The organism is Paenibacillus sp. J31R98 (assembly GCF_056269245.1).
Genome location: NZ_JBWDNO010000013.1, coordinates 38,164 through 50,942, shown reverse-complemented (window position 1 = coordinate 50,942; position 12,779 = coordinate 38,164). Strand labels below are relative to the sequence as shown.

The window sequence follows — 12,779 nt, the reverse complement described above, 5'->3', positions numbered from 1 at the left end:
ATATACGCGAGGGCGGTTGAAGGGCATGGAAGCAGCAGGTGCAAAATGGGGAGTCGTCGTTGTGGCGGCAGGCCGCGGTACGAGAATGGGCACGGCGCAGAGCAAACAATATTTGCTCTTGCAGGACAAGCCGATCCTTGTACATACCCTTGAACGATTCCAAGCGATGGATGATATTGCCGAAGTCACGCTCGTTGTGGGCAAGGAAGATATAGCGCTCTGCGAGCAGTTCGTCTTGGAATATGGGCTGCATAAAGTAAAATCGGTGCTTGCCGGCGGCAGCGAACGTCAGCATTCCGTAGCGATTGGCATACAGGCACTCGGCGCCCATATCGAATGGGTGATGGTCCATGATGGAGTTCGTCCGCTCGTGACGGCAGAGGCCGTGCGCAGATGTATGGCAAAGGCGGAAGAGACGGAAGCGGCCGTGCTGGCTGTGCCCGTGAAAGATACAATTAAGCAAGTGAATGAGACCGGCGTCATTACCGCGACGCCGGAACGGCGAAGCTTGTGGGCGATCCAAACGCCGCAAGCTTTTCGTCGTTCCTTGCTGCAGCAGGCGCTTGCGCAAGCGGAGCGCGATCAGTTTCTAGGCACGGACGATGCGATGGCAGTCGAGCGTCTCGGCGTTCAAGTATCCGTCGCTGAAGGGGATTATACGAATATTAAGATTACAACGCCTGAGGATTTGCCGTATGCAGAGTTTCTGCTGGCTAGCCGGGAGCGGGAGAGGGGATAGAGAGAAATGATTCGAGTAGGACAAGGCTTTGATGTGCATCAACTGGTGGAGGATCGTCCTTGCATTATCGGCGGCGTAACGATTCCATATGAGAAGGGGCTTCTTGGCCATTCTGATGCGGACGTGCTGCTGCATGCGATTAGCGATGCGGTGCTCGGCGCGCTCGGGCTCGGCGATATCGGCAAACATTTTCCGGATACAGATCCGGCGTTTAAAGACGCAGACAGCTTGAAGCTGCTGCAGCATATCTGGAAGCTCGTGAAGGAACGGGGCTACAAGCTCGGCAATGTCGATGCAACGATTATTGCGCAGAAGCCGAAGATGGCCCCGCATATTCCGCAAATGGTCGAGATTATTGCAGGCGTACTGGAAGCGGAAGATAGCTCCCAAGTGAATGTCAAAGCAACGACAACCGAGTGGCTCGGCTTTACGGGACGCGGCGAAGGGATTGCCGCACAGTCTGTTGTCTGCCTTGTAAAAGTTGTGCTATGATTCTGCAATACGATTAGATTGACGGAAGGAGCTTGGGCATGATGTCACAACCAATCAGAGTGCGGTATGCGCCGTCACCGACGGGACATTTGCATATCGGCAATGCCAGAACGGCCTTATTTAATTATTTGTTTGCACGCAACTTAGGCGGCAAATTCATCATTCGAATTGAAGATACAGACGTGAAACGCAACGTGGCGGGCGGCGAAGAGAGTCAGCTGACTTACCTCAAGTGGCTCGGCATCGACTGGGATGAGAGCGTGGATATCGGTGGGGGCTATGGTCCGTACCGCCAGACGGAGCGCCTTGATATTTATAAGGAATATTGGCAAGAGCTGCTCGATAAAGGTCTTGCTTACAAGTGCTACTGCACGGAAGAAGAGCTGGAGCAGGAGCGCGAAGAGCAGACGGCACGCGGTGAAATGCCGCGTTATTCCGGCAAGCACCGCAGCCTGACGGATGAGCAGCGTGCTGCGTTCGAAGCGGAAGGCCGTATTCCGAGCATTCGTTTCCGTGTGCCGGAAGACAAGACGTATACGTTCAACGACCTCGTGAAAGGTCAAATCAGCTTTGAATCGGATGGCATCGGCGACTTCGTTATCGTGAAGAAGGATGGCATTCCGACCTATAACTTCGCAGTTGCTCTTGATGATCACCTTATGGCGATTAGCCATGTGCTTCGCGGAGAAGACCATATCTCCAATACGCCGCGCCAGCTCATGATCTATGAAGCGTTCAGCTGGGAGCCGCCGGTATTCGGACACATGACGCTGATTGTGAACGAGTCCCGTAAGAAGCTCAGCAAACGCGATGAGTCGATCATCCAGTTCATTGAACAATATGATAAGCTTGGCTACCTGCCGGAAGCCATGTTTAACTTCATTACGCTTCTTGGTTGGTCGCCGGAAGGTGAGCAGGAGATCTTCACGCGTGAGGAACTGGTTCATGTGTTCAACGCGAGTCGTCTCAGCAAGAGCCCAGCCGTGTTCGACACGAACAAGCTAGCCTGGATGAACAATGAATACATCAAGAAGACTGAGCTGCCTCGCATTGTTGATCTGTGCGTGCCGCATCTGCAGGGAGCTGGCCGCCTGCCTTCTGAGCTGAATGCAGAAGACCGCGCATGGGTGAGCGATCTGGTTGCGCTTTATCAAGATAAGCTGCGCTCCGCTGCGGATATCGTACCGTTAACCGAGCTGTTCTTCAGCGAGGAAGCATCCGATGAGGAAGAAGCGGTGACCGTTCTTGCCGAGGAGCAAGTGCCGGTTGTGCTACAGGCATTCCTGGAGCAGGTACAGGCAATCGAAGCTTTCGATGTAGATAGCATCAAAGCAGCTATTAAGGCGGTTCAACAATCGACCGGCTTCAAGGGCAAGCAGCTGTTCATGCCAATCCGCGCCGCGCTGACCGGTCAGACGCACGGACCGGACTTGAATCAGTCCATCGTATTGCTTGGCAAGGCGAAGGTTGAGCAGCGTCTGCAAGGCCGTTTAGCTTAGGCAGGAAGCGGGTTCTGGGCGTTTGCCCTACTTGCCAGTTTACGGGCGCTAAGCTATACTTGAGGTACTTTAATTTCTGTCAGTCTGACACACACGCATAAGGCTTGGAACAGGATCGTTTATTTCAATCAGGAATTGTCAGAGAGGGCGACCTTCAAACGGAGCCGGAACATGTTAGATGTGGTTCGGATACGGCTTGATGGCTGGGAGTTGCTCATTCCTCGGAATAGACATTGCGCCTGGGAGCCGCGCCTCTGAACTGTCGTTATTCATTATCGGCAGGGTAGGTGGTGACGTTTGGTCCTCGTTACGGACTATTGAGACGAAGAACGTGTCTGTGTACATGGAGTACCAGCATTCGTATTCGATGCAGAGTGGAACCGCGTTTACACGCCTCTGCAGCCAATTGGCTGCGGAGGCTTTTTGTTTTCCATGCCTGAGAGGAGGGGGACCCGGCCATGTTTCGAAATTTCACAACCGACATAGAAACGATTCTTGAGAATGATCCAGCCGCCCGGAATAAGCTGGAGGTTATCTTTACGTACTCTGGCCTTCATGCAATCTGGGCACACCGTATAGCTCATGCATTCTACAAGCGCAATTGGTTCACAATTGCCCGCCTTATTTCACAGACGAGCCGGTTCTTCACAGGCATTGAGATTCATCCAGGCGCGACCATTGGATCGAGACTCTTTATTGACCATGGGATGGGTATCGTCATCGGAGAGACGTGCGAGATCGGCGACAACGTCGTTATCTATCAAGGCGTAACGCTTGGTGGTACGGGCAAGGAGAAGGGCAAGCGGCATCCAACAATCGGCAACAATGTCGTTATTGCTTCGGGGGCGAAAGTTCTAGGCTCCTTCAAGGTTGGAGACAATGTGAATATAGGCGCCAATTCTGTCGTTCTGCGAGAAGTGCCGCCGAACAGCACAGTAGTCGGCATTCCGGGACGAATTGTGAAGCGCAATGGCGCGCGTGTCAGCGATCGGTTAGATCATACGCAGCTGCCGGATCCTGTTATTGAGATGCTTCGGGCGATGCAGAAGGAAGTGTCGGAGCTGCGGTTTGAGCTTGAGCAAGAGAAACGTAAAGCGCGTGAGGAGAAACGAGAAAATGAGCCTGCGAATTTATAATACCCTGTCACGGGAAAAAGAGGTCTTCACCCCCCTTGAGCCGGGCAAAGTGAAGATGTATGTATGCGGACCGACCGTGTACGATTATATCCATATCGGCAACGCGCGTCCCGCGATCTTCTTCGATGTGGTGCGTCGCTACTTGGAGTCGATTGGCTACGAGGTTACGTATGTCGTGAACTTTACAGATGTCGACGATAAGCTTATTCGTAAGGCAGAACAGCTCGGTACGACGGTGCCGGAGGTAGCGGAACGGTTCATTGAGGCATTCAAGAAGAACATTGAAGGCCTTCGTATCAATAAGGCTTCGCTGAATCCGCGCGTTACGGAGCACATTGAAGAGATTATCACGTTCATTGCTGAGCTTGTTGATCGCGGCCACGCATATGAGAGCGGTGGAGATGTTTACTACCGCACGAGCACATTTGCTGATTACGGCAAGCTGTCGCATCAGAACTTGGAAGAGCTGCAGCTCGGTATCCGCATCGGCGTGGATGAACGCAAAGAAAGCGGTCAAGACTTTGTATTGTGGAAGGCTGCGAAGCCAGGCGAGATCAAATGGGATAGTCCGTGGGGCGCAGGCCGTCCGGGCTGGCATATTGAGTGCTCGGCAATGGCACGGAAATATCTCGGCGATACGCTCGACATTCACGGCGGTGGCCATGACTTGCAGTTCCCGCATCACGAGTGCGAGATTGCGCAGTCCGAGGCACTGACCGGCAAGCCGCTGGCGAATTACTGGATGCACAACGGCTTCATCAACATCAACAATGAGAAAATGTCCAAGTCGCTCAGCAACGGCATTACGGTGCAAGAGATTTTGACGCGAATCAAGCCGGCGGTTATTCGTTACTTCATGCTCTCCGCGCACTATAGAAGTCCGCTGAATTTCAGCGATGAGACGATTGCGCAAGCGGAGAATAGTGTAGAGCGGATCGTGAACTCCGTTACGAACCTGAAGCATCGCTTGTCTGTCGCAGTCAGCGAAGCGGATGAATCGGTTCCAGCATTGGAAGCGCGCATTGGCGAGATCAAAGCGCAGTTTAATGCGAAGATGGACGACGACTTCAACACGCCTGATGGGATTACGGCATTGTTCGATTTGGTCAGCGAGTCGAACCTGTATCTGCAGCGTCCGGTCGTGTCTGAAGCCGCAATTCACTTGCTGCTTGAAGCATTTGAGGCGTTCAACCGCGTCCTCGGTCTGCTCGATACGGAAGATGAACTGCTGGATGCGGATATCGATGCGCTTATCGTACAGCGGACCGAAGCTCGGACGAATAAGGATTGGAAGCGGGCCGACGAGATCCGTGACCAATTGTCCTCGCTTGGCATCGTTCTGGAAGATACGGCGCAAGGCATCCGTTGGCGGCGCAAATGATGAACGAACGGACGAATATTGATGATATCGCAGCAGAAAGTCTGTTGTTTCATATGCCAACGAAGCCGATCAACCTGCTAAATCCGATTGTTCTTGCTTATATCGGAGACGCTGTGTTTGAAGTGCTCGTCCGGCAATATTTGATTTCTTTGCCGAATCATAAGCCGAACCATCTCCATCGGCAGGCAACGCAGTTTGTCTCGGCGAAGGCCCAGTGCATGCTGCTGGAGAAGTGGCAGCCGCACTTGACGGAAGCCGAGGCGGATATCGTGCGCCGGGGACGCAATGCCAAGTCGGGTACGGCGCCGAAGAACGCCGACCCGGCGCATTATCAGCAGGCGACAGCGCTGGAGTGCTTGATTGGCTATCTTTATTACGGGAAACAAATTGCGCGTATCCGCGAATTAATGGCGATCGCGTTCGAGTAAACATCACTACATGCATCAGAAGAGGAGGTTCAGCATGGACACAAGCACACAAGAAGAATCACAAGAGTGGATTGCAGGGAAACATCCGGTTATGGAGGCGCTGCGCTCCGGTCGCGAAATCAATAAGATCTGGATTGCGGAGCAAGCGCAGAAGAACGCGCAGCCGATCATGATGGAAGCGAAGAAGGCTGGGATCATCGTTCAGGTGGTCGATAAACGCAAACTGGACCAGATGGTCGAAGGCGTTCCGCATCAAGGCGTTGTCGCACAAGCGGCGGCACACCGCTATTACGAGGTAGATGAGTTGCTTGCAAAGGCGAAAGAAAGTGGCGAGCTGCCGTTCTTCCTGCTGCTGGATGAGATCGAAGATCCGCACAACCTTGGTTCTATTCTGCGGACGGCGGAATGTACGGGGGTTCACGGCGTTATTATTCCGAAACGACGCTCGGCGTCATTGACAGCAACGGTGTCCAAGACATCGGCCGGTGCAGTTGAATACATTCCCGTTGCGCGCATTACGAATATGGCGCAAACAATTGATAAGTTGAAGGAAGCGGGTATCTGGGTGGCAGGAGCGGATGTCGGCGCGAAGCAAGATGTGTACGCATCTTCGACGAAGTTCGATATGCCCCTTGCCATCGTCATCGGCAACGAGGCGAAAGGCATCGGTCGCTTGATTCGCGATAAGTGTGATTTCCTCATCAAGCTGCCGATGAATGGACAGCTCAATTCGCTCAATGCTTCCGTCGCTGCGGGAGTGCTTATGTACGAAGTGTTGCGTCAGCGCCTAGCAAGGTAGCAGGGTGAAGCGGCGGGACGATGTGCTGCTTGTCGACGGGTACAATATGATCGGCGCCTGGCCGGAGCTTGCCGCGCTGCGGGACAAGGACTTCGAGGATGCGCGAGACCGGCTGCTGGAAATGCTCGCTGATTATCAAGGGTTTACCGGCATGACGGTCATCGTCGTGTTTGACGCGCATCAAGTTCCAGGCATCGGCAAAACCTTCAAGCAGCGCAGGCTGACAGTCGTTTTTACCAAGGAGAAGGAAACAGCCGATGCTTGCATTGAGCGGCTTGCATCGGATATGGCGCTGCGAAGCCGTCATATTCATGTTGCTACATCAGATATGATTGAGCAGCATGTCATATTCGGCAAAGGCGCTCTTCGTAAATCCGCCAGGGAGCTGCTGACTGAGATCAAGCAAAGCCGCAAAGCGATTCAACATAAGGTTGAAGAGAAGACGAACGTGCGGAATGAACTCGACGGCAACTTGAAGATGGATGTCCGGATGAAGCTGGAAAAGATGCGCAGAGGCGAATTATAGTGTAAAGCTGGCTTAACCAAGGAGTAAATTCCAGTTAACGAAACCTTAATATTTCGGTTTGATATTCCAGATTTGCTAGATAATAAACAGCCGCGAGGCGCCGTTATCATTGACTGTATTAGGTTACATAATGTATACTGAGTCTATGTTTCTGATCGTGGATACTAGTGCTAGATTGATTTTTCCAGGTTTGCTGCATGCTCTTAATATGATTAACAAATGCGCGCCGGTATATAGATTATGCTACTGATAGTTAAGGGCATTGTACGCCTTTCGAGCCGGAGGGATTGTTCGTGAGCATCGACCTCAGAGAATGGAAAACGCTGGACTATGACTGCAGAACGGACGAAGACATTGTAGAAACGGTTCGCGAGGGTGACAGCGAAGCGCTTGAATATTTAATTAACAAATATAAGAATTTTGTCCGGGCTAAAGCGCGATCCTATTTCTTAATTGGGGCCGACCGCGAGGATATTGTCCAAGAAGGTATGATTGGGCTTTATAAAGCGATTCGCGATTTCAAGGGGGACAAGCTTGCTTCTTTTAAGGCGTTTGCTGAGTTGTGTATCACAAGGCAGATTATTACGGCGATTAAGACCGCTACGCGCCAGAAGCACATCCCGCTTAATTCGTATGTTTCGCTCGATAAGCCAATCTATGACGAGGACTCTGACCGTACGTTGCTTGATGTTATCTGCGGGACTAGAGTGTCGGATCCGGAAGAATTGATTATTAACCAAGAGGAATTTATCGGTCTCGAAGATAAGATGTCGGAGATTCTGAGCGATCTTGAGCGCAAAGTCCTCATGCTTTACCTTGACGGGAGATCCTATCAAGAGATTGCCGTCGATCTCGACCGGCATGTAAAGTCCATTGACAACGCGCTGCAACGTGTAAAGCGGAAGCTGGAGCGTTACCTCGAACTGCGAGATATTGGAAGCTAACCGATTTAAATAGGGAGCCGCCGAGGCTCTTTTTTTAATGGGAGGGTATTTCGTGGTTTGAAGTGCCGCTCCATTGACAATACTGTCAATTGCGGAAATGGAAATGTTCGTCTTATTTGGTCTGTCGTCTACGTCTCTTATGTGAACGGCAAGCAAGTGATATGAAGTGTGAAGGAACAGTTTTCCGTTGACACTGAAAATTGCTTGTGATAAAGTGTTTTGGTAGCCCTAAATAGGTCTTTTTTTATTATGGGTTCTGAATCAGGCTAGATTCACATAAATGCATCAAACTTTATTTATTTATGGTAAGTTCGGGAGGTGTCAGCAATGCGGGTAATTATTACGTTGGCTTGCACAAACTGCAAACAAAGAAACTATGCTTCGAGCAAGAACAAACGGAATCACCCTGACCGTATTGAGATGAAGAAGTTTTGCAAGTATTGTAACGAGCATACTCCTCATCGCGAAACTCGATAGGTCAATTTGGAGGTGTGGACGTGGCATTTTTAGCTAAACTGAAGCAGAGCTTCGGGTCGACTTTTTCCTTCTTAACCGACAGCTTCGCGGAACTGAAGAAGGTCCGCTGGCCAAGCCGCAAGGAATTGACAAGCTATACGCTCGTAGTTTTCTTTACGATCTTAGCAGTGACAATTTACTTCTGGGTTCTTGACATCGGGATTTCCGCATTGGTTGAACTGATTGTTTAAGAAGGGTCCAAGGGTGGCTTGTGATGGAAACGATGGAGAAAAGATGGTATGTTGTTCACACCTATTCAGGGTATGAGAACAAAGTAAAAGCGAATTTGGAGAAACGTGTTGAATCCATGGGCATGGAAGACAAGATCTTCCGCGTGCTTGTACCGATGGAGGAAGAGGTAGTAAACAAGGACGGTAAGAAGAAGACCGTCATGCGTAAAGTTTACCCTGGTTATGTCCTCGTCGAAATGGTTCAGACGGATGATTCCTGGTATGTCGTTCGCAACACTCCCGGCGTAACCGGATTTGTCGGTTCGACTGGCTCAGGTTCGAAACCTACCCCACTTTTGCCTGATGAAGTGGAGCAGATTTTGAAACATATGGGTATGGAAGAACCTAAACCGAAGATCGAATTCGATCTGAAGGAAACGGTACGTGTTAAAGTCGGGCCGTTCGCTAATTTTGTCGGAACGGTGGAAGAAATTCTACTCGACAAGAGCAAGCTGAAGGTGCATGTCAACATGTTCGGTAGAGAAACACCGGTTGAGCTTGACTACGGTCAAGTTGAGAAGGTTTAATGAATCTGCTGCGAATGACTCTATCGCCGACTTGGCGATAAGTTGTTTGTACGAGCATGTGATTATTACGGCAAGGAGGTGTTCATCATGGCAAAAAAGGTCATCAAGTTGGTTAAACTGCAAGTTCCAGCTGGTAAAGCGAACCCGGCTCCGCCGATCGGTCCAGCACTAGGTCAAGCAGGCGTTAACATCATGGCGTTCTGTAAAGAGTTCAATGCTCGTACAGCTGATCAAGCGGGTCTTATTATCCCGGTTGTAATCACAGTATTCGAGGATCGTTCTTTCACTTTCGAAACGAAGACTCCACCGGCTGCAGTACTTCTTCGCGTTGCTGCTAAGATTGCTAAAGGTTCCGGCGAGCCTAACAAGAAAAAAGTGGCTACAGTTAAACGTTCAGTCGTTCGTGAGATCGCTGAGCAAAAAATGCCTGACCTCAACGCAGCTTCTGTAGAAGCGGCAATGCGCATGGTTGAAGGTACAGCGCGCAGCATGGGCGTTGTAATCGAAGACTAATTCGCAAAAAGCAACAAGCAGGACACGCCAGATGGCGTTGTCTGACTGGGCGGAATTAAGTTTCCGCTTAGGTGGGAGGATCTCCATTTCGCATGGAGTAATTTCCGCTACTACCACACAAGGAGGAGAATTTTAATGGCTAAACACGGTAAAAAGTATGTTGAAGCTGCAAAGCTGATTGATTCCGAAGCAACTTACGAAGCTTTTGAAGCGATTGAGCTTGTTAAGAAAGCTTCGACTGCAAAATTTGACGAAACTGTTGAAGTAGCAGTTCGTCTGGGTGTAGACCCTAAGAAACAAGACCAAGCTGTTCGTGGCGTAGTTGTACTTCCTCACGGCACTGGTAAAACAAAACGCGTACTCGTTTTTGCTAAAGGCGACAAAGCTAAAGAAGCAGAAGCAGCAGGCGCAGATTATGTTGGCGACGCTGACGTAATCGCTAAAATCCAACAAGGCTGGTTCGAGTTCGACGTTTGCGTTGCAACTCCGGACATGATGGCTGAAGTTGGTAAACTCGGTCGTATCCTCGGTGGTAAAGGCCTTATGCCTAACCCTAAAGCGGGTACAGTAACGTTTGACGTTACGAAAGCCGTTCAAGAGATCAAGGCTGGTAAGATTGAATACCGTCTTGACCGTGCAGGTCAAATCCACGCGCCAATCGGTAAAGTATCGTTCGATGCTGAGAAGCTGAACGAAAACTTGAAATCGTTGATTGATGCGCTGAACCGTGCTAAGCCGGCTGCAGCTAAAGGGGTTTACCTGAAAAACATTGCTGTTTCCTCGACAATGGGTCCTGGCGCGCGTGTTAACGCAGCTGCGTTCCGCTAAGAGAAAACGCAACTTTGAAATTCGAATATGCATACCGAAGACAGTAGGTGCCTGCGCGGCTTAATTCCCTACCGAGGTGTTATGATAAACGTGTTTGTTCGCTGCCTGCTTTGGCAGGTGCGATTTACGGACCATCATGGCCTTCGCACTGTCTGCGGGGGCCTTTCTCATGCACCGACTGGGAAAGACTCCGCTTTCGTTCGATCGGGATGTTGATAACATAACGGGAGGTGTACATTTTGGCTAACGCAAAAATCATTCAAGGTAAAGAAGCTGCTGTTGCAGAAATCACAACGAAACTTCGTGAGAGCTCCGCTACAGTTGTTGCTGACTACCGTGGTCTTAACGTTGCTCAAGTAACTGAGCTTCGTAAACAATTGCGCGAAGCGAACGTTGAGTTCCAAGTATTGAAGAACTCCTTGGTTCGCCGTGCAACTGCTAACGCAGAACTTTCTGAGCTGGATGCCGCTCTTGCTGGTCCTACAGCAATCGCGTTCAGTAAAGAAGATGCTGTTGCTCCTGCTAAAATCTTGGCTGACTTCGCAAAGAAGAACGACGCACTGAAACTTAAAGGCGGCGTTATTGCAGGTCAAGTATTCAACGCAGAAGAAATTAAAGCATTGGCAGATCTGCCTTCCCGCGAAGGTTTGCTCTCCATGCTCCTCAGCGTGCTTCAAGCACCAATGCGCAACTTCGCCCTTGCGGTTAAAGCTGTTGCAGAGAAACAAGAAGCTTAATTTCCTTTCCGGTAAGCCGGAATTTAACAACAAAAACAAAACAAATTATTGGAGGTTTATCTCATGAGTAAAGAGCAAATCTTGGAAGCCATTAAAGGCATGAACGTACTCGAACTGAACGACCTGGTTAAAGCAATCGAAGAAGAATTCGGCGTAACAGCTGCAGCTCCAGTTGCAGCAGCAGGCGGCGCAGTAGCTGCTGTTGAAGAGCAAACTGAGTTCGACGTAATCTTGAACAACGCTGGTGCTTCCAAAATCAACGTTATCAAAGTAGTTCGCGAAATCACAGGTCTTGGCCTGAAAGAAGCGAAAGACCTTGTTGACGGCGCTCCTAAAGCAGTAAAAGAAAGAGTTTCCAAAGAAGACGCTGAAGCTGTTAAAGCTAAGCTTGAAGAAGCAGGCGCTTCCGTAGAAGTGAAGTAATAATCCGCTTAATAGCGGGCGAACCCCTTGGAGCTCTTGCTTCAAGGGGTTTCCTTAATTTATAGGACTGTTTTGTAGAAGGAGGCAGCTTTCGTGGCGGACCATTATTATACGCGCAAACCAGGTACGGAGCATGATCGCCATCAGCTAGAGACGGAAATCCGCGGCTATAAGCTGAAATTCATGACGGACGCCGGCGTGTTCTCGAAGACGGGCATTGATTATGGCAGTAGAGTGCTGCTTGAAGCACTGGAGCTAGGAGAGCAGGCGAATGTTCTGGACGTTGGCTGCGGTTATGGGCCGATTGGCATTACAGCGGCGAAGCTGGCAAGCAGCGGCAAAGTGACGATGATCGATATCAACGAACGCGCGATCGGGCTTGCGAATGAGAATGCGAAGCTGAACGGCGTAACGAATGCTGTTGCGCTGCAAAGCGATATCTATGAGAGCGTGCAAGGCCGCATCTTCGATACCATCATTACGAATCCGCCGATTCGTGCTGGTAAAGAAGTCGTTCACCGGATTTTTGAAGAAGGCGCGAAGCTGCTAGCTCCAGGCGGGGCGATGTGGGTTGTTATTCAGAAGAAGCAAGGTGCGCCATCTGCCGAAGCGAAGCTCGAAGCCATATTCGGCAATGTTGAAGAGGTTACCAAAGACAAGGGTTATCGTATATTTAAGTCAGTGATGGAAGACTAGGACAAAAATGAACATTTTGTTGACTTGACTTTTCTGATGTGATATCATTATAAAATGTCAGTATTAAAATGGGCACAATGTCTTTAGTGAACTAAAATGTCAAGCGCTATTTTAACGTATAGAATGCGCGCATATGACGTATAATGTTTACATTTTGGGTCAAAATTACTTGATATGAGACTTTTGCGGCCTATGCGCTGTAGAGGTATGACAGACAGAGGTATGCTCTTCTTTCGAACTCTCGATAAGGGCTTTTCTTTATTTGAATCAGTATTTTGCATAAAGGCGCAAAGCTGATTTTAACAATGTGATAAACGTTCGAGGTTTCTTGCTTATGAGTGGATGAATCTAGTTCATAGTTCATG

17 protein-coding genes and 1 other annotated feature are annotated in these 12,779 nt (G+C 50.0%); all 17 genes read left to right on the top strand.

What is annotated here, in order from left to right; all coding sequences use genetic code 11:
- The first annotated feature begins 25 nt into the window (after window positions 1-25).
- On the top strand, window positions 26-739 hold the full coding sequence (gene ispD / locus AC0YNX_RS29870; protein WP_475819339.1) for a 2-C-methyl-D-erythritol 4-phosphate cytidylyltransferase: 714 nt from the start codon (window positions 26-28) through the stop codon (window positions 737-739).
- A gap of 6 nt (window positions 740-745) precedes the next feature.
- Window positions 746-1,231, top strand: a complete 486-nt coding sequence (gene ispF, locus AC0YNX_RS29865; RefSeq protein ID WP_475819323.1) for a 2-C-methyl-D-erythritol 2,4-cyclodiphosphate synthase — start codon at window positions 746-748, stop codon at window positions 1,229-1,231.
- A 41-nt stretch (window positions 1,232-1,272) separates the two neighbouring features.
- Window positions 1,273-2,730, top strand: coding sequence for a glutamate--tRNA ligase (gene gltX, locus AC0YNX_RS29860; protein WP_475819338.1), 1,458 nt, complete (start codon window positions 1,273-1,275; stop codon window positions 2,728-2,730).
- Between the two features lie 458 nt (window positions 2,731-3,188).
- Complete coding sequence (cysE, locus tag AC0YNX_RS29855) at window positions 3,189-3,866, top strand: serine O-acetyltransferase (protein WP_475819322.1); 678 nt, start codon at window positions 3,189-3,191, stop codon at window positions 3,864-3,866.
- Window positions 3,847-5,247 (top strand): cysteine--tRNA ligase, encoded by a 1,401-nt coding sequence (gene cysS, locus AC0YNX_RS29850; protein ID WP_475819321.1) that lies wholly within the window; start codon window positions 3,847-3,849, stop codon window positions 5,245-5,247. Before cysE ends, cysS begins: the two co-directional genes overlap by 20 nt.
- Window positions 5,244-5,675, top strand: coding sequence for a Mini-ribonuclease 3 (locus tag AC0YNX_RS29845; RefSeq protein ID WP_475819320.1), 432 nt, complete (start codon window positions 5,244-5,246; stop codon window positions 5,673-5,675). Before cysS ends, AC0YNX_RS29845 begins: the two co-directional genes overlap by 4 nt.
- Window positions 5,676-5,709: 34 nt before the next feature.
- Entirely contained in the window at window positions 5,710-6,474 is a 765-nt protein-coding gene (rlmB, locus tag AC0YNX_RS29840) for a 23S rRNA (guanosine(2251)-2'-O)-methyltransferase RlmB (protein ID WP_475819319.1), read from the top strand.
- A gap of 4 nt (window positions 6,475-6,478) precedes the next feature.
- Complete coding sequence (locus AC0YNX_RS29835) at window positions 6,479-7,000, top strand: NYN domain-containing protein (RefSeq protein ID WP_475819318.1); 522 nt, start codon at window positions 6,479-6,481, stop codon at window positions 6,998-7,000.
- Window positions 7,001-7,293: 293 nt separating this feature from the next.
- Window positions 7,294-7,944: an RNA polymerase sporulation sigma factor SigH gene (sigH, locus tag AC0YNX_RS29830; protein WP_090583188.1), complete on the top strand. Its 651-nt coding sequence runs from the start codon at window positions 7,294-7,296 to the stop codon at window positions 7,942-7,944.
- Between the two features lie 327 nt (window positions 7,945-8,271).
- A complete protein-coding gene (rpmG, locus tag AC0YNX_RS29825) occupies window positions 8,272-8,421 on the top strand; it encodes a 50S ribosomal protein L33 (protein ID WP_090583192.1) in 150 nt (49 codons plus the stop codon).
- A 20-nt stretch (window positions 8,422-8,441) separates the two neighbouring features.
- The gene (gene secE, locus AC0YNX_RS29820; protein ID WP_475819317.1) at window positions 8,442-8,651 is read left to right on the top strand and encodes a preprotein translocase subunit SecE; all 210 of its coding nucleotides are present in this window, start codon (window positions 8,442-8,444) and stop codon (window positions 8,649-8,651) included.
- 32 nt (window positions 8,652-8,683) lie between these two features.
- On the top strand, window positions 8,684-9,217 hold the full coding sequence (gene nusG / locus AC0YNX_RS29815; RefSeq protein WP_126020004.1) for a transcription termination/antitermination protein NusG: 534 nt from the start codon (window positions 8,684-8,686) through the stop codon (window positions 9,215-9,217).
- An 87-nt stretch (window positions 9,218-9,304) separates the two neighbouring features.
- Window positions 9,305-9,730 carry a 50S ribosomal protein L11 gene (rplK, locus tag AC0YNX_RS29810; protein ID WP_090583195.1) on the top strand — a complete coding sequence of 142 codons (426 nt, stop codon included), beginning with the start codon at window positions 9,305-9,307 and terminating at the stop codon, window positions 9,728-9,730.
- 135 nt (window positions 9,731-9,865) lie between these two features.
- Window positions 9,866-10,558, top strand: a complete 693-nt coding sequence (gene rplA, locus AC0YNX_RS29805; protein WP_475819316.1) for a 50S ribosomal protein L1 — start codon at window positions 9,866-9,868, stop codon at window positions 10,556-10,558.
- Window positions 10,559-10,574: 16 nt separating this feature from the next.
- Window positions 10,575-10,736 (top strand) — a sequence feature (ribosomal protein L10 leader region).
- Between the two features lie 61 nt (window positions 10,737-10,797).
- Complete coding sequence (gene rplJ / locus AC0YNX_RS29800; RefSeq protein WP_475819315.1) at window positions 10,798-11,295, top strand: 50S ribosomal protein L10; 498 nt, start codon at window positions 10,798-10,800, stop codon at window positions 11,293-11,295.
- A gap of 63 nt (window positions 11,296-11,358) precedes the next feature.
- On the top strand, window positions 11,359-11,718 hold the full coding sequence (rplL, locus tag AC0YNX_RS29795; RefSeq protein WP_126011555.1) for a 50S ribosomal protein L7/L12: 360 nt from the start codon (window positions 11,359-11,361) through the stop codon (window positions 11,716-11,718).
- Window positions 11,719-11,811: 93 nt separating this feature from the next.
- Window positions 11,812-12,414, top strand: coding sequence for a class I SAM-dependent methyltransferase (locus AC0YNX_RS29790; protein ID WP_475819314.1), 603 nt, complete (start codon window positions 11,812-11,814; stop codon window positions 12,412-12,414).
- Window positions 12,415-12,779 lie beyond the last annotated feature (365 nt).

Coding starts and splice junctions, on each gene's coding strand:
- rplK (WP_090583195.1), top strand. CDS start 9,305: ATGGCAAAAAAGGTCATCAAGTTGGTTAAACTGCAAGTTCCAGCTGGT.
- cysS (WP_475819321.1), top strand. CDS start 3,847: ATGAGCCTGCGAATTTATAATACCCTGTCACGGGAAAAAGAGGTCTTC.
- nusG (WP_126020004.1), top strand. CDS start 8,684: ATGGAGAAAAGATGGTATGTTGTTCACACCTATTCAGGGTATGAGAAC.
- cysE (WP_475819322.1), top strand. CDS start 3,189: ATGTTTCGAAATTTCACAACCGACATAGAAACGATTCTTGAGAATGAT.
- rplL (WP_126011555.1), top strand. CDS start 11,359: ATGAGTAAAGAGCAAATCTTGGAAGCCATTAAAGGCATGAACGTACTC.
- ispD (WP_475819339.1), top strand. CDS start 26: ATGGAAGCAGCAGGTGCAAAATGGGGAGTCGTCGTTGTGGCGGCAGGC.
- gltX (WP_475819338.1), top strand. CDS start 1,273: ATGTCACAACCAATCAGAGTGCGGTATGCGCCGTCACCGACGGGACAT.
- AC0YNX_RS29845 (WP_475819320.1), top strand. CDS start 5,244: ATGATGAACGAACGGACGAATATTGATGATATCGCAGCAGAAAGTCTG.
- rplA (WP_475819316.1), top strand. CDS start 9,866: ATGGCTAAACACGGTAAAAAGTATGTTGAAGCTGCAAAGCTGATTGAT.
- ispF (WP_475819323.1), top strand. CDS start 746: ATGATTCGAGTAGGACAAGGCTTTGATGTGCATCAACTGGTGGAGGAT.
- rlmB (WP_475819319.1), top strand. CDS start 5,710: ATGGACACAAGCACACAAGAAGAATCACAAGAGTGGATTGCAGGGAAA.
- rpmG (WP_090583192.1), top strand. CDS start 8,272: ATGCGGGTAATTATTACGTTGGCTTGCACAAACTGCAAACAAAGAAAC.